The organism is Halobacteriovorax sp. RT-1-1, from assembly GCF_047085455.1.
Classification (GTDB): Bacteria; Bdellovibrionota; Bacteriovoracia; order Bacteriovoracales; family Bacteriovoracaceae; genus Halobacteriovorax_A.
In genome coordinates, this window is record NZ_JBKIXZ010000001.1 from 1,902,112 (window position 1) to 1,924,183 (window position 22,072).

Sequence of the window (22,072 nt, forward strand, 5' to 3'; positions counted from 1 at the left end):
GACCCTCCCTTTAATTTGATGACCTATAAGTAGCTATTTCAAGGCCCTACGTCAATTCAAGAAAGAGATGATTTTTGATTGTAAGTTTTTTTCACAAAAACCGTGAAAAATATTCACAAAGTATGTGAACAAAACTTATGTTGACTTACGCATATCTTACGCATAACATATTGTTATGGCATTAACAAAGAAACAAAACCAAGTTTATCTCTATATAAAGAATTACTACCTGGCCGAGGGCTATGCTCCTACGCAAAAAGAAATTAAAGAGCATTTTGGCCTTAAGTCATTCGGTTCCGTAAATAAATATATGCACTATTTGCAAGAGGCCGGAAAAATCGAAGTTGACTGGAATGCTCGTCGTGGAATTAAGTTACTGGATGTGGAGCAAACAACATCTAATGTTGATCAACAACTAGCGTCCTTAACAAATATGAGTCCACAATTTAGCGAGATTCCCCTTCTTGGTGATGTTGCAGCAGGAAATCCAATTGAGGCCATCGAAAACCCAAGTGAGCACACTCTCGTACCAAGTCATATGGTCTCAAGGCCAGGAAGATACTTTGCACTAAATGTACAAGGTGACTCCATGATTAACGACGGTATTCACGAGGGAGATATTCTCGTTTGTCGTGCGCAAGAAAATGCTAACCAAGGCCAAACAGTCATCGCTCTTGTTGATAATGAGGCCACAGTTAAAAACTTCTTTAAAAAGAAAAACTCAGTTGAGTTGCATCCTGCAAATGATCGCCTCTCACCTTTTGTCATCACAGCAGAAAATGACTTTCGAATCGCAGGTGTTGTTGTTGGTCTAATGCGAAGTTATGAATAAAATTGGTTTTATATCAAAACTCATTGCTAATGCCTCGGGGCCATTTATCTATCAAGATGGTAAGTGTGTTCTTAGCTATGAAGAATTAAAATCTCAAATACAAGAACTAGACGAAGCATCAAAGGCCGATGGTAAAAACTTAAGCTACAAAGTTTTATCCTGGCGTCCAGACAATAATATTTGCTTCCTCATTGAATACTTTCGCTTAATCGAGCATGGAATAACTCCAATCCTAGTTGATGCAAGAAGATTAGAAGCTTCGCCCAAAGACTATGAGCTCGATAGTTTAATAAATGCAAAGCTTGAGGGAATTCTAAACGAAAAATCATGCGCAAGTGTCATTTACACCTCTGGCTCCACGGGCCGTCCTAAAGGTGTAAGACTAAGTCTTGAGTCACTTTTAAATAGTGCACAAGCAACCGTAGAACATTATCATATAACCCCTAATGACAACTGGGCCTTATCACTTCCACTTTTTCACATCGGTGGAATCATGATTGCTTGGCGCAGCCTTATTGCGGCCAGCTCACTTACTATTGTTAACGCCGCACAATTAGAAAATGATTTAATACTCAATACACAAATTACAATCTGCTCTCTGGTTCAACTTCAACTAGCAAGATTAATCGATGATCCTCAAATGATTTCGAGAATGAGTCAAATGAAGGGTGTCGTTCTTGGTGGATCAAAAGTGGCAACAGCATTGATAAATAAAGCAACACAAGAAGGGATTTATTTATCAAACTCATTTGGGGCAAGTGAGTCTTGTGCGCAGTTTCTGGCAACCCCCTTTACAAGAGACATAAAACTTCTAAGCACATGTGGCAAACCCATGGATGGCAAAATTAGCATTATCGATGCTAAATGTGTTCTAGAGGGAAAGAGCATCGCTCTTGGCTACCTACACGGCCAAGACTTCAATCAGAAGTATTATACTAATGACCTGATCGAAGTTGATCAAGACGGTAATTACACAATCAAAGGGCGAAGTGATTTCGTTTTCCAAAAAGCTGCAGAGAATATAAATCCTGAAATCATTGAAGAGAAACTTTCTAAATTCTTCAAGAATATTTATGTGTCACCCTTAAAAAACGAAAGGTATGAAAATCTTATTGCCATTACTTATTGCGATGACATTTCATTAAAAGATGCGCAAGAGACTATTGAGCGAGAGCTTATCTCTTTTGAGAGACCACACCTACTATTTAAGGCCATGGACCTCAAAGACGTGCAAGTGGCGGTGAAAATAAATCGAGAAAAAATAAAAGAGCTCACTAATAAACTCTTTTTAAAATTTGATGAAGAAATTGCAATCAGCGTTCAAGGAAACCCTAATGGTGATCTTATTTTCATTTCTCACGGTTTTATGGGAAATGCACTAGAGCTAGAAGAGGCCACAAATGGCCTGGCAAAGGACTACCTACTTATCTATCTCGACCTACCGGGACACGGAAAGAATTACAAATTAAATTCTCTTAAAACATTTAAGCAACAATTAATTTCTTCTCTTAAGAAAATTGATAGAGATATGAATGTACATTTCATTACATATTCGATGTCCGGGCGAATCTTTAACGAGATTCTTCGAGACAATGAATTAGCAGATCTTACTAATATTAAGAATTTTATAAATGAAAGCGGCGCTCCAGGATTTCTAGGAAATGAAGAAGAAAGACAAAAACGTCTCGCACATGACTCTGGCCTTTTTGATGGAAAGAATGAAAAAACATTCTTCCGAAATTGGTATGATCAAGGCGTCTTTAAAGGAATGAACGATTGTCTTGGCATAGATGAAATGCTTACTCGCAAAGAGAAAGAATATGTAAAGTACGCTCAAGCCTGGTCTAAGGTATCACCACAACTTTCTGTTGCTATGCAAAGGGACTTAAGAGATCTTAACGAATTACCACAAGGCATCACATATCATTACCTCTGCGGCGCTCTAGATACAAAGTACAAGGCATACTCTAACGCCTACACACAATCTGATCACGTGAAATTTCATAGCTATATAATAGATGATGCTTCTCATAATATACACTTTATGAATAAAGAGACTTATTCAAATCTTCTTAAAAAAATATTCAAATCTTAACTTTCTAACAACTTCTTACTATCTCAAATACATATTTGTCGTTTACTTTTTGACGACCTAATATATTTCTTCACGAACTAAGGAGAGAAGAGTGAAAAAAATATTTCTACTAGCGATTTTACCATTTTCAATTTTTGCCACGGATAAGACAATTTGCGGAATGGATGATCGAGTACCTTCAAGTGATCCAAAAGTTGGTCGCTCACTTGAAAGAGCAAGAGATAAAGCAGGTTGTACAGTAACACTTGTATCAAACTCATGTGCTATCTCAGTAGGTCACTGTGCTGCTACATTCAATGTTATTGAATTCAACACTCCTGCTTCAACAAGAAGAGGAATTGCACACCCAGACCCTAAAGATATTTACGAAGCTGATAAAGCGACTATTAAATATAAGAGCAATGGCCAAGGAGATGACTGGGCCGTTTTCAAAATCAAGCCTCATAGAACGACAGGTCTACTACCTGGTCAAGCACAAGGCTTCTACCCTATCGCTAAAGATATTCCTGCAGTTGGGACAATTCTTTCAATCACAGGTTATGGAAACGATAACGAATTTGAAAGAAAGTTTGCTCAACAAAATAATATTGGCCCATTAACTGAAATCGGTGGTGACTATTATGGACAGCATCGTGCTGCAATTTTAAACCACAGAGTTGATACAATGGGTGGAAACTCTGGCTCAAGCGTACTTAACCTTGAAACAGGTGAAATCGTTGGAGTACACTCTCACGGAGGATGCTACGGAAGTGATGAATCAAATGCGAATGCTGGAACTGTTCTTCAACTACATGCAGAGTTTAAAGCGGCCGTTGAAAACTGCCTAGCAAGTGAATAAAGAAAACTAATTCTATTGACTACAATATTAGGCCTCTGCTAAATCAGAGGCCTTTTTATCTCTATAAACTCTACACTAAGCATTGATAACAATTCAGAAATCCTTTAAATTAACGCATCACGCAACAACAAGGATTTCCATGAATAGATTATTACCTATTTTTATATTACTTATCACGCCTTCAATATTTGCCTTAGAAAAGTCAATATGTGGTAATGATGATCGAATTCCTTCAAATGAACCCAAGGTAGGTAGAGCTCTTCGTAATGAAACTGCAACTGATGCCTGTACAGTCACGATGATTTCAAAAAGTTGCGCCCTATCAGTAGGCCACTGCAAGAAGTACTTTAATATCATCGAATTCAATACGCCTGAATCTGACAAAAATGGCATAAACTACTCATCTAAAGAAGATACATATAAAGTAGATCAAAGCTCAATTACTCTTAGTGATGCTGGACCAGGAAATGACTGGGCCGTTATGAAAATACTACCAAATGAGACGACACAAAAGTATGCTGGAGATGTTCAAGGCTTTTATGAATTAGATTACTCTGTTGCAGCAAGTAAATCACTTATAAGTATTACTGGCTACGGAGTCGATACTGAAGCAGAAAGATCTTTTGCTCAACAAAACGGCATCGGTTATATAGAGAGTATTGGAAGAACTGGCCTAATTCGCCATAAGGTTGATACGACTGGTGGTAATTCTGGCTCAAGTATTATTAATCTAAAATCGGGAAAAATTGTTGGTGTTCACTCACATGGTGGCTGCTCAATCAATCACTATAGTAATACAACAAATCTTGGAACAAGCGTTTCGACAAATATATCATTCAATAAAGCGATTCAAGCTTGTCTTGATTCAGAATAAAAAAAGCCTCTCATAAGAGAGGCTTTATTTTATAAATTTATTTCTTTTTCTTCTTACCTTTCTTTTTCTTAGTACCTTTCTTCTTGCGGTTCTTAGCGATAAAGATTCCAGCACCAACAACAAGCGCAAGGATCAGATAAAGAGTCATATCATCACCACCGGCACCTTTACCTTTTTGTCTTTGGCCACCAACGCCAATATCATTAAGACCTGCTTCGTTATCTAAGAAGTCACCTGAAGCACCCGGAACTGCTTCACCTTTATTACCAGCGAGCTTAAGCCCATCAGCATCATTCTTAATGCGAGAAAATACCTGCATCGTCTCAATGATTTTATCAAAAATTGGCTTATAAGTTTGGTAGTGTTCCTTTGCAACTGAGAACGTTACAGCTACACCTAACTCTCCTTTTACAGTCGCAAGATAACGAGTATAAAAGCCAGGAACCTCACTTGATAAGTGAAGTGAATCAACCCAAGTATGACCTTGACCTTGAATCTTCTTCATTCTCGTGTATGAAGGTTCTGAAATTTGTGTTTTTCCACCAGGTAGCTTAAATGTTTTGGCCTGCTCTAAATAGGCCTTGTATTGAATTAAGTCATCTTGTTTACCACGGTGCTTGGCCGCGAAAATAATGATGGCCTCTTTCTTTCTTCTATCATTTGTCGACTGACAAACATACTCACTTCCCTCAATAGAACACTCCCAACCATTTGGTAGTTCGAACTCAAGAAAGTTAGAAGTATAAGGTTTTGCAATTACAGCTGATGTGGCCAGTAGGTAGAAAGCAATTAGAATTTGCTTCATCATCGATAATATCCTTTTTATGTTTATATTCAATATTTTAGCTTAACTTACAATTATATCAATTACTAAATATTTCCTCATTTCAACTACTTAATCCTGGCAGCAAAGCCTTTTTCTATTGGCACCTTACGGTAACGTGCCACAACTTTTATAATTGATGAAGCACTTGAAACTTCATAAACCTTGCCTTGAGCAACTAATATATTTCCGCCAAAGTAGTCTGTTTTATAAATATCAACAATATTTCCAACTTGAATATCGTCAAGAGAGCCATGATCAATCTTAATGAAAACTCCCCTAGGAGAAACCTTAATAACATTGGCCTCGACAGAGTACTCTTTAAAACTCTCTTCAAATTTCTGCTGAGCAGTTACACCACCAGTAGTCCAAGTAAGACCTAGAGTTGTATAAAAGTCTTTATCAGTTGAAGTTCCAACAACCTTTGCACCAACTGTTGCATAAGCAAGATACTTCTTTCCAAATAGAGTTTGAGCACTAACGTCTAAGTTTAGGAATTGGCGATTAATCGAATTCCACCTTGAAGTGTAACCACTAGCAACAACAGGCTTTGCGTTCGGATTATCAGTGTATTCATCACCACCCAATGAGTAGACACCATTTGCAGAAAGCCAAAAGGCCCAATCAACATAATGCTTTACAAGTCTTGCATCAAAAATGATCTCTGAAGAAATAGGGGCCCCAGGAATACGGTAACCAACCTTGAAGTCGTATGATGTCCACTTTGTTGATTCAAATTTAGCTAGGAAATTGAGCTCAAGATCATTTCCACCGTCACCTAAAATTAATTCATCACTTGGCGCTGAACCAGAATACGTATCAACAGTATAAGGCCTGAAGCGATAAAGTGCGTTTACAGCAAAATCTTTTCCATGCATTTTATCAAAAGCATAGAATGCTCCGACATAAAAAGACTCAAGCCCAGCTGTCGTTTGCGTCTCAAGAGTATCACCACTACTTACATATCGTCCTTTAAGGCCAGCAAGAAGTTGAAACTTAGGCATGATGGCATATTGATAATCAATATTTGCATCAAGTAAATTGTAGCTTACATCATCATTGTAAACCACTTCATTACCCTCACTGTCAACTTGAGAAAGAGTCGAAGAAAAGCTGCCTTCAATCTTAACTTTGGATGCACCTTTATTTAGTGCAGTAGCGTCTGATTGATAGATTCGAGGGTTTGCTAAGGCCTGTAGGCCAGAGGCAAACAAAATCGTTAACGAAATAAAGATCTTTATAAATTCCATATGTTATATAGAATAACCTTCTTTATTACTTTTTAATATAGATAGAATTCTTTTACCTAGCAGGCGATATTTTGTTTAATATGTCCGATTTTATTAATCAGGATTATCGTTATCCATTTCTCTTTCTCTAAGTAACTTTGAAATGTAATGCCATTTTCACTAGCAAGACGCTTCATTGAGAGTAGGCCAATGCCATTTGATTGTTGTTCTAAGTCTGTGTGCTCATTAATTTCATTTGAGAAAGTTAGTTGAATCTTCTCATCAACTTCACTGATGTGACACTCAATCATACTTTTGGGACTCGACCAAAGATATAAGTTTTTTGAGATATTTTTTATTAGGCGTTCAAAAATTTGTCCATCACAAGAAAATTCAATAGGGGCCAGATCACTTTGAAAAATTGAAACTTTTAAGTCGACCTTTAATTGATAAATTTCAAATTGTCTCTTACAAGTATCAATAAGACTTTCGACACTATATGAATCTGTATCCTTTAAACGCTTAAATTGGGATGATATTTGATTTTCTAAGGCCTGCACTTCATTATAAATAAGATTAAGACTTGCTTGCTCCATCTGACCATGACGAGACTCTAAATAGAGCTTCAGGCCATGTGTGTGATTGAGAAGATCATGGAGAAAATGTAGTGCTTCGTTATCTGACTTAGGTATATTTTTAGACATAAAAAAAGGCCTCTTAAAACGAGGCCTTTATATTTTGACTTAGATTAATCCGTCGTACTTTGCTTCACTACCAAGGGCCTCTTCAATTCTTAGTAGTTGATTGTATTTTGCAAGACGATCACTTCTTGAAGCAGAACCTGTTTTAATAAGTCCACTCGAAGTTGCTACAGCAAGATCAGCAATGAAGGCATCACTTGTTTCTCCTGAGCGGTGAGAGATAATTGCTCTAAAGTTATTTTCAAAAGCTAGCTTTAACGTATCAAATGTTTCACTTAGAGAACCAATTTGATTAATCTTAACTAAGATTGAGTTTGCCTGCTTTTTCTCAATACCTTCAGCTAGGATCTTCTTATTTGTTACAAATAAGTCATCTCCAACTAGTAAGCATTTATCCCCTAACTTTTCAGTCAGTTTTACCCAACCAGAATAGTCGGCTTCATCAAGCCCGTCTTCAATTGAATATATCGGATATTTTGAAACTAAATTTGAGTAATATTCAACCATATCCTCACTTGAATAGCTCTTACCTTGCATTTTGTAGCTTCCATCTTTATAGAACTCTGAAGCAGCTGCATCAAGGCTGATCGAGATATCTTGACCTGGTTTATAACCGGCCTTCTCAATAGCGCTGAGAATTAGATCTAGGGCCTCTTCGTGTGACTTAAGAGATGGTGCAAACCCACCTTCATCACCAACATTTGTTGAATATCCTTTTTCTGTTAAAACACTTTTTAGAGCGTGAAATGTTTCAACACCAGCTCTTAGGTTTTCACTAAATGACTTTTCCATATGAGGAATAATCATAAATTCTTGAATATCAAGATTATTTGAAGCGTGCTCCCCACCATTGATAATATTCATCATAGGAGTTGGTAAGCGATACTTATCACTTGCCACAGGAACACCTAGATCTTCTCTTAAATAAGCATAAAGAGACTTTCCTTTTTCAAGAGCACCTGCACGAGCAACACACATTGAAACAGCAAGAATAGCATTAGCTCCTAACTTTTCTTTATTTTCTGTTCCATCAACATCAAGCATTGCTTGATCAACAGCTCTTAAGTCAAAAACATCCATTCCGATAATTTTTGGCGCGATATATTCATTGATATTTGAAATTGCCTTTCTAACAGATTTTCCAAGGTAGTAAGACTTGTCACCGTCTCTTAACTCAAGCGCTTCTTTAGAGCCAGTTGATGCCCCAGAAGGAACTGCTGCACGGGCCATAAAACCATTTTCAGTTACTAAATCAACTTCAACAGTTGGGTTTCCTCGTGAGTCTAAGATTTGACGTGGAGTAATAGATTTAATTTTAGACATATACCAATCCTTCGTTAGTTTAAAATTTGCCATATTTTAACTTACGCTTTTAAGGATCGTCACTTAGAAAAAGGGAAAACCTTCTAAATTTTGCTTTTTAACTTTGCGCCATAAATCTGGGCTTCGACTATCACGATAATAGAAGAAATCGACGATTTGAGCATCTTCGTTTATGACACATTGATCTGCCATATGCTTGGCCACATGATAACAAGGAGAAATACTTTGGGCCCCAACATTGGCCTTAAATAGCTCTTTGACGAAAGGATAGTGAGTACAACCTAAAATTATATAATCATAACTCTCTTTCTGGCCTGAAGGAAAAATTGAATCAACTATCTCTTTAGAAATCTCATCTTCATTGAGCCTTCCACTATCAAAACTGTCTTCAATAATTTTAGCTAAATTCTTTGATACGCGGTAAACCAAGTGTTGTTTTGGATCATAGCGCTCTTTCAAGCTCTGAAAACGCATAGAATCTGCAGTAATCTTAGTTGTTAAAACCACTCCCTTTTGCTTTTTAAGCTCTGGGCGCAGGTTAATGACATTAATAAATGGTTCAATCCCAAAAAAGCGAATATTTGGGTAATTAGTGCGTAATTCATTAATGGCCATGGCCGTAGCAGAGTTACATGCAATTAAAATGGTATCAATTCCATAAGAGATAAAGTCTTCGACAATACTCTGACAAAAAGTAAATACTTCTTCTTTTGTCTTATTGCCATATGGTGCATTCAGGCGATCTGCAAAGTAATAAATTTCGCAACGATCCATAAGTTTTGCGACTTCACGCAACACGCTAAGTCCACCAATGCCAGAATCAAAAATACCTATCTTCAATATTTCACCTTAAATGCTAGACATCCCTAAAAAAGTCGTTATTTTATCCCTTATGGGTATTAAAAATAAATTCGTAAACTTTTTCACTAGAATTAATAAAAACCGTCTATCTAATGATGATAGCAGAGACAAGCTCTTAAAGTCTATGCAAGAGTCGCTACAAAGTCCGGTGAGAATTTGCTTGGCCCATAATGTTTTTGAAAAGACACCTTTGCGTGATGATCGAAAAAATCTTCATGATATCTATCTTCACGTTGAGAGCAATGACCATAATTTACTTTTGCACTTTGATCAAATGAACATTCTCAATTTAGTGGATAAAGAATTTATCGAATATCAAAACGAAGTCGAAAATTTTGATGCAAAGAAATTTGAACAATATGCCGTTAAGGCCATGATCGATGGTTCAATTGAGAACTTAAAATCAATCCCACCAAAGACAGGACTAAACGAAGACAAATCACTTGAGTGGCTAAAAGTAACTCTACTAACGCTAAAAAAGTCACTGGCCCGTATTGATCATAGAAATACAATTTTAAGTTACAAGGTGTTTTTTGGACAATGGGAGCAATCCCCTATTCTTAGAGTCATGATTTACAATCTTGATATTAAGCTAATTTTCAATAAGGATCAGTTAAAGCTAGAAGTTAAAAATAAAGAGAATCGAGCTGAATTTGATTCTCAAGCAAAAAAATATGAAGCTAGTTTTGGCCAGCTTCATAATGATGTATTAAATGAAATAATTAATTTATTTGTGAGTTTAAAACAAAGCGTCAGCTAGTTTTAGTTAAGCTTTGAATTAAGCTTTGTTAGGAAGTCCCTTGCACTTGATGTTGCAATCGCAGTGTACTGGTACGAATCAAGAATTTCTGATTGAACATCTTTTTTAAGAGCGTAAAGCTTCTTTAGATCAACACCCTTAGGCTTACCTTCCGATAATTTATTAAGCTGCTTATTGATTGAACGAAGTTCCCCAATATATGCATTAATATCAATTTCAGAACCAAAATTATTCAAATTCTTAGTAGAGTTAATAAGGATCTCTGAAAGATTTGAAGTCTTCTTCTTTTCATTCTTTAATGTAGCAATAACATCATATTTACCACGACAATTTGTGATACGCCCTTTTAGTGAAGGACAGTTAAATGCAAGGTTTTTAATCTCATAACTAACTTTTGTATTATCGCGAAATCCAATTTTTGCAATAACACGATTAAGATTTGCAATAATATCTTTCTTTAGTATTTTTGCCGCCTGATTTTTATCAAGGCCAAGTCCGTTATTTTTAAGCTTTGTTAAAACCGCCGCCTTATCATTGGCAGATTCAATATTTACTAAGTTATTTTTTTCTAACTTTATGTGAACAAGAGAATTCTTTTCAACTAAAAGAGATTCATCAATTGCAACTTCTAGTGTTTCTGTTGCAGATTTCTTATTTAGGCCAACTTTAAGATTTGGTTTTTCAATTCGAGTAAAAGCAAGTTCTTTATATTGTCCCTGCCCATAATTTTTAAGAGTGTAGATCTGCTCAGACTTAAGCTGAAAGCGAATAGAATCAATATCATCTTGAATTGTTTCTAGTGCAAAAATATTTGCAGATAGAGCAATCGCTGTCATCACAAGAGTTGATTTGATGAATGAAGTAGTTCTATTTCTCATTTAATTTTTCCCTCAAAAATAAAATTAAGCTATTTGACGCCTTCAATAATATCAGCAGAAATGACTTTATTGGGCCTAGTTGAAAAATAGTAATGCCATGTTCATTTTCTATGCACCAATTTTTAGACAGCACTACAGGAATCTACGTAGTTTAAATTTTATTGCTTTTTACTCTAATGTAATTACAATTAATTATATGAAAATAGACGTGGATATTGACAAGTTTTCAGGGGGTTACAAGGTAACATTCCCCCTATCTGAATTCAATGACTTAAGTGATTTTAAGATGAGCATCGCTATCATCAAGGTTTTTAGCGCTGATATGGAGCTTGAACCAGAACTTGAAGTGGATGATATCAAGGAAATCGTCGACAAGACTAAAGAGCTAGATCAGAACCGATTTATCGTTGAAATCTATGAGGATGGTATCGAAGTTGATATCTAATAATTAAGCGACCTTTTTCTTAACCATATCCTTCACCCAATCTGGGGCAAGGAAATTAGATTTTGGAAATGGTAGCTTATGGACAACAATATCTTCAAAGAAAGTTGGTACATAATTACACGGCACCATCTCTCCTATATACTTACCAGTTTGCGGATCCTTACCAGTTTGAACCCAGCGAAAGATATCGCGAACAATATAATTCCCATTATTATCGACACCTAATACTTCTGAAATATGCGACGTACGACGTCCCCCATCATGATAACGACTACACTGAACAACAATTTGCAGAGCACTCCCAACCATTTTCCTAACAGCATCTGGTGGAATTTTTGTATCACCCATAAGGCAAAGTGTCTCAAGACGAGTACAGGCATCGATTGGGTTGTTGGCGTGAACAGTTCCCATTGAACCATCGTGACCAGTATTCATAACTTGAACAAGATCCAGGGCCTCATCTCCACGAACCTCCCCAACAATAATTCTATCAGGGCGAAGCCTCATGGCAGAAATAACGAGATCACGAATTGAAACTTCCTCAATCCCCTTTAACTCATCCGCCTTTCTCGTTTCAAAATTTACGACGTGTTCGGCATCAACTTGTAGTTCTGCCGCATCCTCAATAATGATGAGACGTTGTGTTTTAGGAATTCTTCCCCCTAAAACGTTTAGCATCGTCGTCTTCCCAGAACCCGTACCACCAGATACAAGAACATTCTTTCCAAGATACACGCATATATCCAGAAACCTTGCGGCCACATCAGACATAGAACCAAATGAGATAAGGTCCTTAAGAGTTAGACTTTCCTTAGAAAATTTACGAATGGCCACCGTCGTTCCATTCTTTGCCATCGGAGGTAGTACCACGTGAATACGTGAACCATCTGGCAGACGCGCATCTAGGCGCGGGTTATCTTCATCAATTGTTCGATTTACCGATTGAGCAATGGCACGCATTGCAGAGATAAGTGATGATTCATCTTCGAATTGATTTGGAACTTTAAAAACGAGACCTTTCTTTTCAACAAAAATTTCATGGGGCCCATTAATCATAACTTCGGAAACACCTTCATCTTCCAAAAGGTCGCCTATTGGATAAAGTAAATTCTTAATCGCATCGTTAAATACCGAAGACATAATCCCTCACAATCAATCTCTAAATATAAATCAGTCGTCTTTTGGACGCCAAACACGCACTCGCTCACTTTCACGAGATGCGATTTCTCTTTTTTGCTCGTCTTTTTTTGCCTTCTCTCGTGGATGTTCAATAACAGTTAAAATTCCACTGATTTGTCCTGACGGGCAGTAAAATTTGAAGCGTCCAGGCGTATCAAGAAAAACTGAAGCTTCCCTAACTTCACCAGTCTTGGCCTCAACATATACTTCGTGCTCTTTTAATATTAGACAACTAGGCTGTTTTGTCGCTGATGTAACATAAAGGTTTAACTTCTCACCAACGAAGGCCGTAACCTTTGAAGGAAAAAAACCTTTATCTGTAGCGATAATCGACAGATCTCTCTTAGGAATCTCAAATTCCTCTTTCTTATGAAAGTAAGTCTCCTGGATGCCAAAGGCAAAGGATGTAATAATCAATGTCAATAACGTCACAACGAAGCTTTTCATAAATTATTTATCGGTATCTTATAGTGGATACTTTAGTCGTCTGCTCAAATTTAGCCGACTACTTTGCTCGTTATTTCAGTAGTTTAGTAACATTAACAAATATTATAGATTAATTTAGTTATAAAAAATAATGTGACGAATTAAAATAAGCTCATATTGTTTATAATTTTGAATCAACGCTGCATTTGTAACTGATAAGGAAATCACCTATGAAAGCTCTCATCATTGACGACAAAAGAACAATATCAGAATCCCTTAAGTCACTAATTGCAAGCAGTGGCTATTTTGCAAATGTATCAATGGCCTCAAATGGAGTCGATGCCTGTCAGATGATTAAAAATGATAATTATGATCTCATTGTCATCGACTTAAATCTCCCAGAAATGGGTGGCCAAGAAGTATTACAATATATTGAACGACTCTATCACCTCGAAGAAAAGCAACGTGAGAAATATCCACATATCATGCTCATTTCGGGAGATATCGATGTCGACAAGATTCATGATGCTTCAAAGATAAATGTAGAAGAAGTTCTGACAAAGCCATTTAACGCCCAGGACTTCAATCATAAGCTCTACGCAATTCTCGAAAATTTAAATGGAGAAATTATCGCTGCTTAGATTTCTTTAAAGGCCTAAAGTCCATGACGATATTACCATCCTTCATACTCATCTTAACTGAAGTCGAGTCAAGATTAGCTCTTAATGGGATACTCTGTGAAAAAGATGATTTTGAAATACCATTTGGCGATTTAATGACCTTTTGACCACTAATAACTATGATGTTTTCTTTCACTTCGACATTGACTTCATCATCTTTAGAAATTTTGATAACGAGAGTGTCAGCATCCTGCCAAAAGTATTCCACCATATTCACATGACGATTGAAGCGATCAGGAAGCCCTTTGATCTGGCCTAACTTCTGCATTCGCTCAAACATCTTTTGAATCTCGGCATCAAAGCTATCCCCTGCTTGCATCTGCTTAAACATCTCATCACGCATTTGTGTGATTTGATCAACCAGTGGATCATTAGTTTGGCCATAACTTACAACTGAAAGTAGAAAAAAAGTGATACAAATTATCTTCTTCATAATGCTAAAACTTTATCATAATTTTAATGACTTAACCAAAGAGTGGTGAAAAACTTTAACACATTCACAATGCAGCACAGCATCTAGAAACCAACAAAATCTTACATTAAGGCCCAAATCAAAAAAAGACTTTTACATAGTGTAAAAAATTCAGAAAAATCATATCTACGCTAAACCAGAAAAAGAATTGGCAAATCAATAATATACTTTTCAGGGAGGACTGATTTGAAAAAAGGAATTTTAGCTCTACTACTTGCATGTGTATCGACTTTTTCTTTCGCATGTGACGAGCACGGAACAACAGGAATCGTAGAAGACAACAACCTATGGATTCCTTCAAATGTTAAAAGTATCAACACAATTTCAGAAGGTGAGTTCAACTCAATCATTGATAAGATTGAAGCGATCTATGCACCGATTATCGCTGCTAAAGGTAAAACTTTAGAAATCGAAAGAAAATGGGAAGATGGAACTGTTAACGCATACGCTCAGCAAATTGGTAACACTTGGCGTGTTAGTATGTTTGGTGGTCTTGCAAGACACGAAACAATCACAAGAGACGGATTTGCAACTGTTGTATGTCACGAGCTTGGTCACCACCTAGGTGGAGCACCTAAGAAAGCTAGCTGGTGGGGATCTTCATGGGCTTCAAACGAAGGTCAAGCTGATTACTTCGCTACTTCTAAGTGTCTAAGAAAGTTCATGGAAAACGATGATAACGCTTCAATCATGAGCGAAGTTGAAGTTCCAGCTGTAGCAGTTAAGAACTGTGAGAAAAACTTTGTTAACGAAAACGAATATGCAATGTGTCTAAGAGGTTCAATGGCAGGTATGTCACTAGCTAACCTTTTCAGAGCACTAAGAAGCATGACTTCTGAGCTTAAGTTTGACACTCCAGATCCAGCTGTAGTTTCTAAAACTAATGACAACCACCCAGCACCACAGTGTCGTCTAGATACTTACTACCAAGGTGCTCTATGTACTGTTGACGCTTACACAGATGTAGATCAAAACGATGCAAACATCGGTACTTGTAACAGAACTGAAAACTTCACAACTGGACTAAGACCACTATGTTGGTTCAAACCAGGTCAAGCTGTAGTTGAAGCACAATAATTAAAAATTAAATTATTGAAAATAAAGAGGCCCGCAAGATGCGGGCCTTTCTTATTTAATGGACTATGAATTAGTCTTTCTTACGATCTTTCTTTGAACGAGTCTCAAGATCACCGTTGAATACTTTTAATTGATTGATGTAATCTTTGTATCCAAAAGTCGAGTCATATAAAGCTTCTAGTTCTTGAGCTAGTACTTTATATGTTTCTTTTGCTTCTTCATTAAGCTTACCAGCAGCTGAAGATGCCTTGTATTCTTTCTGTAGAGCACCGATCATTGTATTAGCAACTTTTGCGTTGTTATCCCAATCAGTTTTAATTTCTCTTTCAGTAGCAGTTAAGATGATAGAGATTAAAGTTTCAACTCTATCTTCTTTATACCCATCATCACCGTAGTTAGTTGTTGAGTTTGTAAGGATTGAGTTGAAGTAATCCGCAACAGACTTATCAAAGTTCACATTATCAAAAGAAGCACTACGTGTATTCATGATTCTTCCACCAACTTTTGATGTTACCTTACCAGAAAGCCCATTATTGATAATGAATAATGGATCAACTCCTGTAACACGAACAGGAACTCTCTTTGACTCACCTGCTTTTAGAGCTGTTGTTGTAGCTGTATAAGTCTTACCATCATTCATTGCTACAGAGATATCAACAGAGGCTGAAGTTTCTGAGTTTGAAGGGTTTTTAACAGTTACGTATACTGTTGCGTCCCCAGCTACTACAGAGTTAATCTGAGTTTGTGCATGGTAAACTGGTGCTACATCTAAGATTTCGATAGTTTTGCTATCTGTACTCTTAAGTTCGTAAACCTTCTTGATATCGCTTCCATCAATACTTACTGTAAGTCTTGCTGAATCAAATACATTTAGGTTATTTGAAAGCTTACCTTGAGCTTTTGCTGAAGTGTGAGTAAAGTTCAATGAAGCTGGAGCAGTTACGTACTCTGAGCGACTTGAACCTGATTCAAATGAAGCTGAATCAAGAGAAACTTTAATATTTCCAGACTTAAGACCTAAGTTTCTTAAACCTAATACAGACTTAAGTGACTCACCTCTTGTAAAGATTCCATTTCCGTCACCAGAAAGATCGAAACCAGTGATCTCAACCATTGGGTTATTTACAAAGTAATCGAAATTCTTATTCCAAGAAGCTACAAATAGGTTTTCGTATTCTTTAGCAAATGAAGTTGCCGACTGTGCCTTGTAAACTTCATCATAAGCTTGTTGCTTGGCAAGATCACGTGCAACGATTAGACCTACGGCCTTCCCAGAATCTTCTCCAAGGTTGCGTGCCATTGTATGTGTTGATACGAAGGCCTTACCAAAGTGCTCTTTTGCAAGATTTCTATAAGACTCAGCAAATGCGTCAGCATATACGGCCTTTAGGTCTTTAGCAGACTTTCCAGAAACAGTACGGTAGCGAGTTTCAAAGATTGGACGATTTAAGTCATCAACTTGCTTATAAACGATATTTCCGTTTGCATCTCTTTTTACTACTTTGCGTCCTGTTGGCTGTCCATCAGCACCGATCTCATCGATTTCAACAGCTACACTTTTTTGGTGATAACCAATTCTTTGCTGATATGCTTCTTTAACATCTTGGATATTACGATAAGCAATTGCTTCTTGTTCATCAGATGCTTGAAACTTATTCCATGCGCGAGTTGTTGACTTCCAACCATAGTCTTTGAAGTTATACTCTCCGTATGCAGAGAATAGATCCCACATTGAAACAGTGTGTAGACCTTTATCGAATAGAATAGGTGTTGAAGAACACTTATCTGCTAAACTTGATCTAAGACCAAATTGTCTAGCAACAGCACGAGCGTGAATTCTCTTAGAGATTGCAGATGAAGAAGAAACCCACCCAGCGTTAATTACATCACTAAATGATCCACCTTTTCCATCTCTTGCATAACCATCATCAAAACCTTCAAAACGTGGAACTTTAAGAACATTAGAGTAATCTTTTGATGGAGCTGTTACAGTTTGAGAAGCATCATCTCTTACATTATCTCTAAAACGTGAGATGATTTCAGATTCTGTTGAATAACGTGAATCCTTTGCGGCCTTATCTTTACCAAGTGCTACAGCGTTTTCAATTGTCACACCTTTAAGAGCACGTTGTTCGTCTCTTAAGATATCAACCGACGGGTTTGAAGTCACATTAAACCCACGATATAGACCTTGTTGATAACCATCAACACAACCTAAATGTGTCCCTTCTCCAGCGGCATATACAGCGGCCATGCGTTGAGCAGACTGAACTCCACGCTCACACATTTGAGTGTGTTCTTTATCCATATTTGGATCATCATAAACTTTCTTACAAACAGTTTTAGAAATATTACTTAGGTTCTCCGGTGTATAAATACCATCTAAAGAAATCCCTTCGATTGAAGAATTGTAATAACCCGCGATAACAGCAGGTGCTTGCGTCATCAAGAACGCGGCAACTAGAAGTTTTTGTTTTTTGTTGTTCATTCTCTTCTCTCCTTTTTCGTTTTTATTCTTACTTTGTTTCAAAATTAATAACGTCATAGTTCAAATTTAATTCGTTATCCATTATATTTTTCTTAATTAATTCATTTAACGTATTCTTCGCATGAGTGCTTATCGCAGGGTTTTGCGAATTTAAGTCTCTCAATACCTGATCCTTTAAATGGTGGGCATTGATATAATGTGGATACTTAAGTTTTCTTCTTTCCACTTCACAAATAACATCAGTCTTGTAAGAGTCATAAAGATTATCTGGTGTCTGCAATCCTTCTGGAGGATAAATAATCTGAATAAGATTTCTAACTATTGGAATCTGGTTCCAATTTGAAGTTATGACATTTCCAAATGCCCAATTCACAAAGTCAGAACAAACACCTAGCTTTGAATAATCCTCTTTATTTTCAACTTTCTTTAATGCCTTCTCTTTCGTACGAGTCATCTTCTTTGCACTCTTTTCATTAACTCGAAGCCATGCAAAATTTGTGCGATAATCATCATAAGTATCGCAGCCATCAGAATGACACTTGCGATATCCCTTCTTTATCTCGAGAAAAGGAGGCATTTTATCTTCCTCTTCCTTTCCCCAATTAAAGCTAAGAGGGTAAAATCCCATCGTATTTATACGCGTATCACGCTCTATTTCTGTAATGATCTCAGCGTGTCTAAACTCTAGACTTCGATCATTAAACTTTAAAAACTCGACAAGCTTGATGGCCCCTGAAGTTCGAGGACTAAAGTCTTCAAAAAGATCGATATCACTTTCTAGTGATCTTCTAAGAAGAATATTTCCTGGCCCGCCAAGTAGTGAGCATACTTGGGTAGCACGATAATACTTAAACTCCATCTCTTTAAGACCAAGCGTTGGATCAAGCTCAATCACTACTAATCTCTTATTTAAGCTTTTAGCTTCTAAAGAAAATAAGTTGAACGTCTTATATACACGAGATAAAAGTACACGCGCATTTTTTGTATTTGTCTTTGTAAGATTTACTAGCTGTCTAGTCTGTGACACTAACTGTGTAAGCTTTGCAAACTGTGCTCCATCATTGATATCAAAGTCTTCGAGAAGCTCTTCTACTTCCTTTAAGATCTTCTTATATTTGATATAGTCATAGGATTCGGCAGTATATGGACGACGATATTCTTTTCTTGGCCCATGATTCCTTTTAATAAACAGTGAAAGATGATCAATCATTCTTGTTAGTGAAATCTCTAATTCATCTTGTGCATTATAGAAGTCACCTAGTAATTCTTCTTTTTGCTTAAGGAATTCTTCCTGCTTTTGATATACCCTTGCAACCTCTCTAAGTGGTTTTGAAATTTGAATATAAATATCTTCTTCTTTTAACATTTCTGCTAAATTAAGCACTGATGCTGAAATTTGAGAGATAAGAATCTTACGAGAAGATGGGAGCTTCTCGTATCCCTTTGTCTTAGAAAATGTTGGGATAAGCTTATCTAAGTATTGAATGAACTCGAGTGTTTCTTTATAGGCAAGCTCATCTGTGTACTCACCTTCTTTATCTGTGCCTAGTTGGCCCTTCTTTAAAACTCTCTTGTGAAACTTTCTAATAGCAGAATGAATATTCTCATATTGGTAATAGGCTTCTGTATATCCATTTCGCTGATATTCTGAATTATGGATTTTGGCCATATTTCTTAAGCGAACAAGAATCTTAGAAGATGCCCTCTTCATTGATAAAACTTCACGATTAAATTGCGTTGAAGCAGATGCTAGGATCATGAAATTGAATACAAGAATAGTGACGAACTTGATTAAAGTCGATTTCTTTAGGTTTTGCATGGCAATTAATATGCAAAAAAAGTGCCACCCATTTTGATTAAATTATAAGCATTTAGAGTTTAGAAAGTGTTCAGAATTTAGACAAATAGACATTTAATCAACAAATAAAAAAGGCCTCACTATTGCGAGGCCTTTACATTCTTATTATTCGTAGTGTTGTTGTTCTGGTTCCCCAGTATTTATTAAAATTACTTAATTAGACCAATTTCTCTTAGTCTTTGATTTAGGAAGTCTCCAGCAGTGATATCTTCCCACTTCTTGCCTTCACCTACACAGCTTTCTAAACAAGCTAGAGATGCTTTTGAGTGCGGGTGCACAAAGTATGGCATAGAGTATCTTTCTTCACCAGAATTGTCTGGGTTGATTACTCTGTGAGTAGTTGCAGGAAGTACATTATTCGTTAGCCTTGCCATCATATCTCCAGAATCAACAACAAGTTGTCCTGGTTTAGAATCTACATCTAGCCAAGTTCCATCACGATCTAAAAGCTGTAAACCTGATGAAGTTGCACCAACAAGCATTGTGATAAGGTTGATATCCTCGTGTGCACCGGCCCTAATTGAGTTTGTTGTATCGTGACCAGTTGTTGGCGGGTAGTGAATCGTTCTTAGAATTGAATTTCCATCATTAACCATATCTGCAAAGAAGCCTTGTGGTACGTCTAGCCCTTTTCCAATTGCTTCTAAAAGAACATTTGCAGTAGCATCCATAGATTCATAGAGAGAAAGAAATTTTTCTTTAAAGCCAGGAACTTCTGCAGGCCAAATATTTTCAGGATAAACCCCTTTGTATTGTGAAGTCGCTGCAAGCTCACGCCCAACGTGCCAAAACTCTTTTAGGTCTGGGTGCTTGCTATCTTTTGCGTGCTCCATTCCAAATGGAGTGTAGCCACGTTGACCACCGTTTTGTCCTTGGTAATTAAGTTTAGTTTCCACAGGTAGAGAGAAGAATTTCTTTACCATATCATATGCTTCATCAACTTTATTTTGATCAACAGTGTGATTATCTAGAATGATAAAACCGTATTCTTTTAGGCCGTACATTAAGTCGTCGACAAATTTAATCTGATCAGCAGTCGAGCCTTCAGTGTAAGAAGTAAGGCTTAATTCTGGAACTCTTCTTTCATTATTATTTGCAGTACTCATAATGACTCTCCATATTTGATGTCGATTTATTTTAGTAGATAAAAATTTATTACAGTGCGCATAAATTAAAGTCAATAATGACAATTATAAGTCACGACTAATACACAGTGCAATTACATATAGTTAGAAAGGTATTTTGAGAAATTAGATAGTAAGGATACAATAATTATGCCTTAAAAATAGCACTTCCTACACGAATACAATCACTGCCTAATGCAAGAGCATCGGCCATATCACCGCTCATTCCCATTGAAAGCTTTAGCTCTTTATCGACAGCATCACGAATTTCTACTAACTTTTTAAAGCTATCACGAGGAGCAGCTCCATTAGCAGCGGCCATGGTCATAAGGCCCACGATATGAATATTGCTAAGATCTTTGGCCTCGTCGATAAAATTTCTAACAGAGTCAAGATCCCAAAGGCCGCCTTTTTGTTCTTCACCACTAGTGTTAACTTGAATATAAAACTCGCAAGGAGACTGAAGCTTTTCATTGAAAAGGCGCATATGCTTTAAGCTATCAAGAGATTGAATACATTTTAAATTTGGAACCTGACAAATTTTTGAAATTTTATTTGATTGGATATGACCAATGAAGTGCCATCTAATATCATGAAAACCTAATTCATGTGCCTTTTGGGCCTTAGGCATAAGTGACTCAATACGATTCTCACCAAAGTCTCTATGTCCTAATTCGTAAACAGTTATGATATCTTCAAACTCACTATACTTGGTTACCGCCAAGAGTTTATTCTTGTCACCAACTTGAGTAAGAATTTTTTGATAATTTTCAGAAATCATTTTTCAGATTTTTTCTCTTTCTTCTTAAAACTTACAGTAACTTCATAATCCTCAAGTATTGATTCTACAATTGTTTTAGGATCAACATTCTTTAGGTAACTACGAAGTTCTTCTCGAACAGAAATGACAAAATCCTCTTTTGTCTTTTTAGCGTTTGTCATAAGTCCAGATACAATATCTTTTGGCAAAGGCAGATCATCTAGAACCTTCTTTACAGATTCTTCTGTCATAAAAGCTGCCCCAATGCCAATTGAGACAACTTTCTTTATCGTATCACCTAAAATTCCATCTGACTTATCTGTTTTCTTAGACTCGCTCATAATCGACT

22 protein-coding genes are annotated in these 22,072 nt (G+C 36.7%); 8 read left to right on the plus strand and 14 right to left on the minus strand.

All coding sequences use genetic code 11. From position 1 onward, the window contains the following. The first annotated feature begins 175 nt into the window (after nt 1–175). The 4 genes from lexA (at nt 176) to ACMAWV_RS09240 (ending at nt 4,639) form a co-directional block, all read left to right on the plus strand. On the plus strand, nt 176–832 hold the full coding sequence (gene lexA, locus ACMAWV_RS09225; RefSeq protein ID WP_103217155.1) for a transcriptional repressor LexA: 657 nt from the start codon (nt 176–178) through the stop codon (nt 830–832). After that, nucleotides 825–2,927: an AMP-binding protein gene (locus tag ACMAWV_RS09230; protein ID WP_412469498.1), complete on the plus strand. Its 2,103-nt coding sequence runs from the start codon at nt 825–827 to the stop codon at nt 2,925–2,927. The genes lexA and ACMAWV_RS09230 overlap by 8 nt, the downstream gene beginning before the upstream one ends. 91 nt (nt 2,928–3,018) lie before the next feature. Beyond that, on the plus strand, nt 3,019–3,765 hold the full coding sequence (locus ACMAWV_RS09235; RefSeq protein ID WP_103217153.1) for a trypsin-like serine peptidase: 747 nt from the start codon (nt 3,019–3,021) through the stop codon (nt 3,763–3,765). A 139-nt stretch (nt 3,766–3,904) separates the two neighbouring features. Next, entirely contained in the window at nt 3,905–4,639 is a 735-nt protein-coding gene (locus ACMAWV_RS09240) for a trypsin-like serine peptidase (protein ID WP_103217152.1), read from the plus strand. 37 nt (nt 4,640–4,676) lie between these two features. On the opposite strand, the gene ACMAWV_RS09245 is transcribed toward ACMAWV_RS09240, so the two are convergent. The 5 genes from ACMAWV_RS09245 to ACMAWV_RS09265 all read right to left on the minus strand — a co-directional run bounded on the left by ACMAWV_RS09245 (nt 4,677) and on the right by ACMAWV_RS09265 (nt 9,555). After that, on the minus strand, nt 4,677–5,447 hold the full coding sequence (locus tag ACMAWV_RS09245; RefSeq protein WP_103217151.1) for a hypothetical protein: 771 nt from the start codon (nt 5,445–5,447) through the stop codon (nt 4,677–4,679). A gap of 83 nt (nt 5,448–5,530) precedes the next feature. Further along, complete coding sequence (locus tag ACMAWV_RS09250; protein ID WP_412462562.1) at nt 5,531–6,712, minus strand: hypothetical protein; 1,182 nt, start codon at nt 6,710–6,712, stop codon at nt 5,531–5,533. Nucleotides 6,713–6,768: 56 nt separating this feature from the next. Beyond that, nucleotides 6,769–7,395, minus strand: coding sequence for a hypothetical protein (locus ACMAWV_RS09255; protein WP_412469497.1), 627 nt, complete (start codon nt 7,393–7,395; stop codon nt 6,769–6,771). Nucleotides 7,396–7,434: 39 nt separating this feature from the next. Then, entirely contained in the window at nt 7,435–8,715 is a 1,281-nt protein-coding gene (gene eno, locus ACMAWV_RS09260; RefSeq protein WP_103217148.1) for a phosphopyruvate hydratase, read from the minus strand. A 63-nt stretch (nt 8,716–8,778) separates the two neighbouring features. Next, nucleotides 8,779–9,555 (minus strand): glutamate racemase, encoded by a 777-nt coding sequence (locus tag ACMAWV_RS09265; RefSeq protein WP_412469496.1) that lies wholly within the window; start codon nt 9,553–9,555, stop codon nt 8,779–8,781. Between the two features lie 52 nt (nt 9,556–9,607). Between ACMAWV_RS09265 and ACMAWV_RS09270 the strand changes: the two genes are divergently transcribed. Continuing rightward, on the plus strand, nt 9,608–10,336 hold the full coding sequence (locus ACMAWV_RS09270; protein ID WP_103217146.1) for a hypothetical protein: 729 nt from the start codon (nt 9,608–9,610) through the stop codon (nt 10,334–10,336). Between the two features lie 2 nt (nt 10,337–10,338). On the opposite strand, the gene ACMAWV_RS09275 is transcribed toward ACMAWV_RS09270, so the two are convergent. Continuing rightward, nucleotides 10,339–11,214 carry a hypothetical protein gene (locus tag ACMAWV_RS09275; RefSeq protein WP_412469495.1) on the minus strand — a complete coding sequence of 292 codons (876 nt, stop codon included), beginning with the start codon at nt 11,212–11,214 and terminating at the stop codon, nt 10,339–10,341. 196 nt (nt 11,215–11,410) lie between these two features. Here ACMAWV_RS09275 and ACMAWV_RS09280 point away from each other — a divergent pair, with 196 nt between their 5' ends. Next, nucleotides 11,411–11,659, plus strand: coding sequence for a hypothetical protein (locus tag ACMAWV_RS09280; RefSeq protein WP_146037789.1), 249 nt, complete (start codon nt 11,411–11,413; stop codon nt 11,657–11,659). A gap of 3 nt (nt 11,660–11,662) precedes the next feature. Here ACMAWV_RS09280 and ACMAWV_RS09285 read toward each other — a convergent pair whose 3' ends face one another. Both ACMAWV_RS09285 and ACMAWV_RS09290 read right to left on the minus strand, forming a co-directional pair. Then, the gene (locus ACMAWV_RS09285) at nt 11,663–12,799 is read right to left on the minus strand and encodes a CpaF family protein (protein ID WP_103217143.1); all 1,137 of its coding nucleotides are present in this window, start codon (nt 12,797–12,799) and stop codon (nt 11,663–11,665) included. A 30-nt stretch (nt 12,800–12,829) separates the two neighbouring features. Beyond that, a complete protein-coding gene (locus ACMAWV_RS09290) occupies nt 12,830–13,285 on the minus strand; it encodes a cupredoxin domain-containing protein (RefSeq protein ID WP_103217142.1) in 456 nt (151 codons plus the stop codon). A gap of 209 nt (nt 13,286–13,494) precedes the next feature. Between ACMAWV_RS09290 and ACMAWV_RS09295 the strand changes: the two genes are divergently transcribed. Beyond that, nucleotides 13,495–13,905, plus strand: a complete 411-nt coding sequence (locus ACMAWV_RS09295) for a response regulator (protein ID WP_103217141.1) — start codon at nt 13,495–13,497, stop codon at nt 13,903–13,905. Here ACMAWV_RS09295 and ACMAWV_RS09300 read toward each other — a convergent pair. Further along, nucleotides 13,892–14,377, minus strand: coding sequence for an Hsp20/alpha crystallin family protein (locus ACMAWV_RS09300; RefSeq protein ID WP_412469494.1), 486 nt, complete (start codon nt 14,375–14,377; stop codon nt 13,892–13,894). The two genes, ACMAWV_RS09295 and ACMAWV_RS09300, sit on opposite strands and share 14 nt — an antisense overlap. A 225-nt stretch (nt 14,378–14,602) precedes the next feature. Here ACMAWV_RS09300 and ACMAWV_RS09305 point away from each other — a divergent pair, with 225 nt between their 5' ends. Next, nucleotides 14,603–15,493 carry an ImmA/IrrE family metallo-endopeptidase gene (locus tag ACMAWV_RS09305; RefSeq protein ID WP_103217139.1) on the plus strand — a complete coding sequence of 297 codons (891 nt, stop codon included), beginning with the start codon at nt 14,603–14,605 and terminating at the stop codon, nt 15,491–15,493. Nucleotides 15,494–15,563: 70 nt separating this feature from the next. On the opposite strand, the gene ACMAWV_RS09310 is transcribed toward ACMAWV_RS09305, so the two are convergent. From ACMAWV_RS09310 to ACMAWV_RS09330, 5 genes are all read right to left on the minus strand, one after another. Next, nucleotides 15,564–17,981, minus strand: coding sequence for a hypothetical protein (locus ACMAWV_RS09310; RefSeq protein ID WP_392992075.1), 2,418 nt, complete (start codon nt 17,979–17,981; stop codon nt 15,564–15,566). Nucleotides 17,982–18,009: 28 nt separating this feature from the next. Next, a complete protein-coding gene (locus tag ACMAWV_RS09315) occupies nt 18,010–19,800 on the minus strand; it encodes a hypothetical protein (RefSeq protein ID WP_412469493.1) in 1,791 nt (596 codons plus the stop codon). A gap of 188 nt (nt 19,801–19,988) precedes the next feature. After that, complete coding sequence (locus ACMAWV_RS09320; RefSeq protein WP_103217136.1) at nt 19,989–20,945, minus strand: isopenicillin N synthase family dioxygenase; 957 nt, start codon at nt 20,943–20,945, stop codon at nt 19,989–19,991. 166 nt (nt 20,946–21,111) lie between these two features. Then, on the minus strand, nt 21,112–21,744 hold the full coding sequence (locus ACMAWV_RS09325; protein ID WP_412462558.1) for a YggS family pyridoxal phosphate-dependent enzyme: 633 nt from the start codon (nt 21,742–21,744) through the stop codon (nt 21,112–21,114). Next, on the minus strand, nt 21,741–22,064 hold the full coding sequence (locus ACMAWV_RS09330; RefSeq protein WP_103217134.1) for a hypothetical protein: 324 nt from the start codon (nt 22,062–22,064) through the stop codon (nt 21,741–21,743). Before ACMAWV_RS09330 ends, ACMAWV_RS09325 begins: the two co-directional genes overlap by 4 nt. Nucleotides 22,065–22,072: the final 8 nt, after the last annotated feature.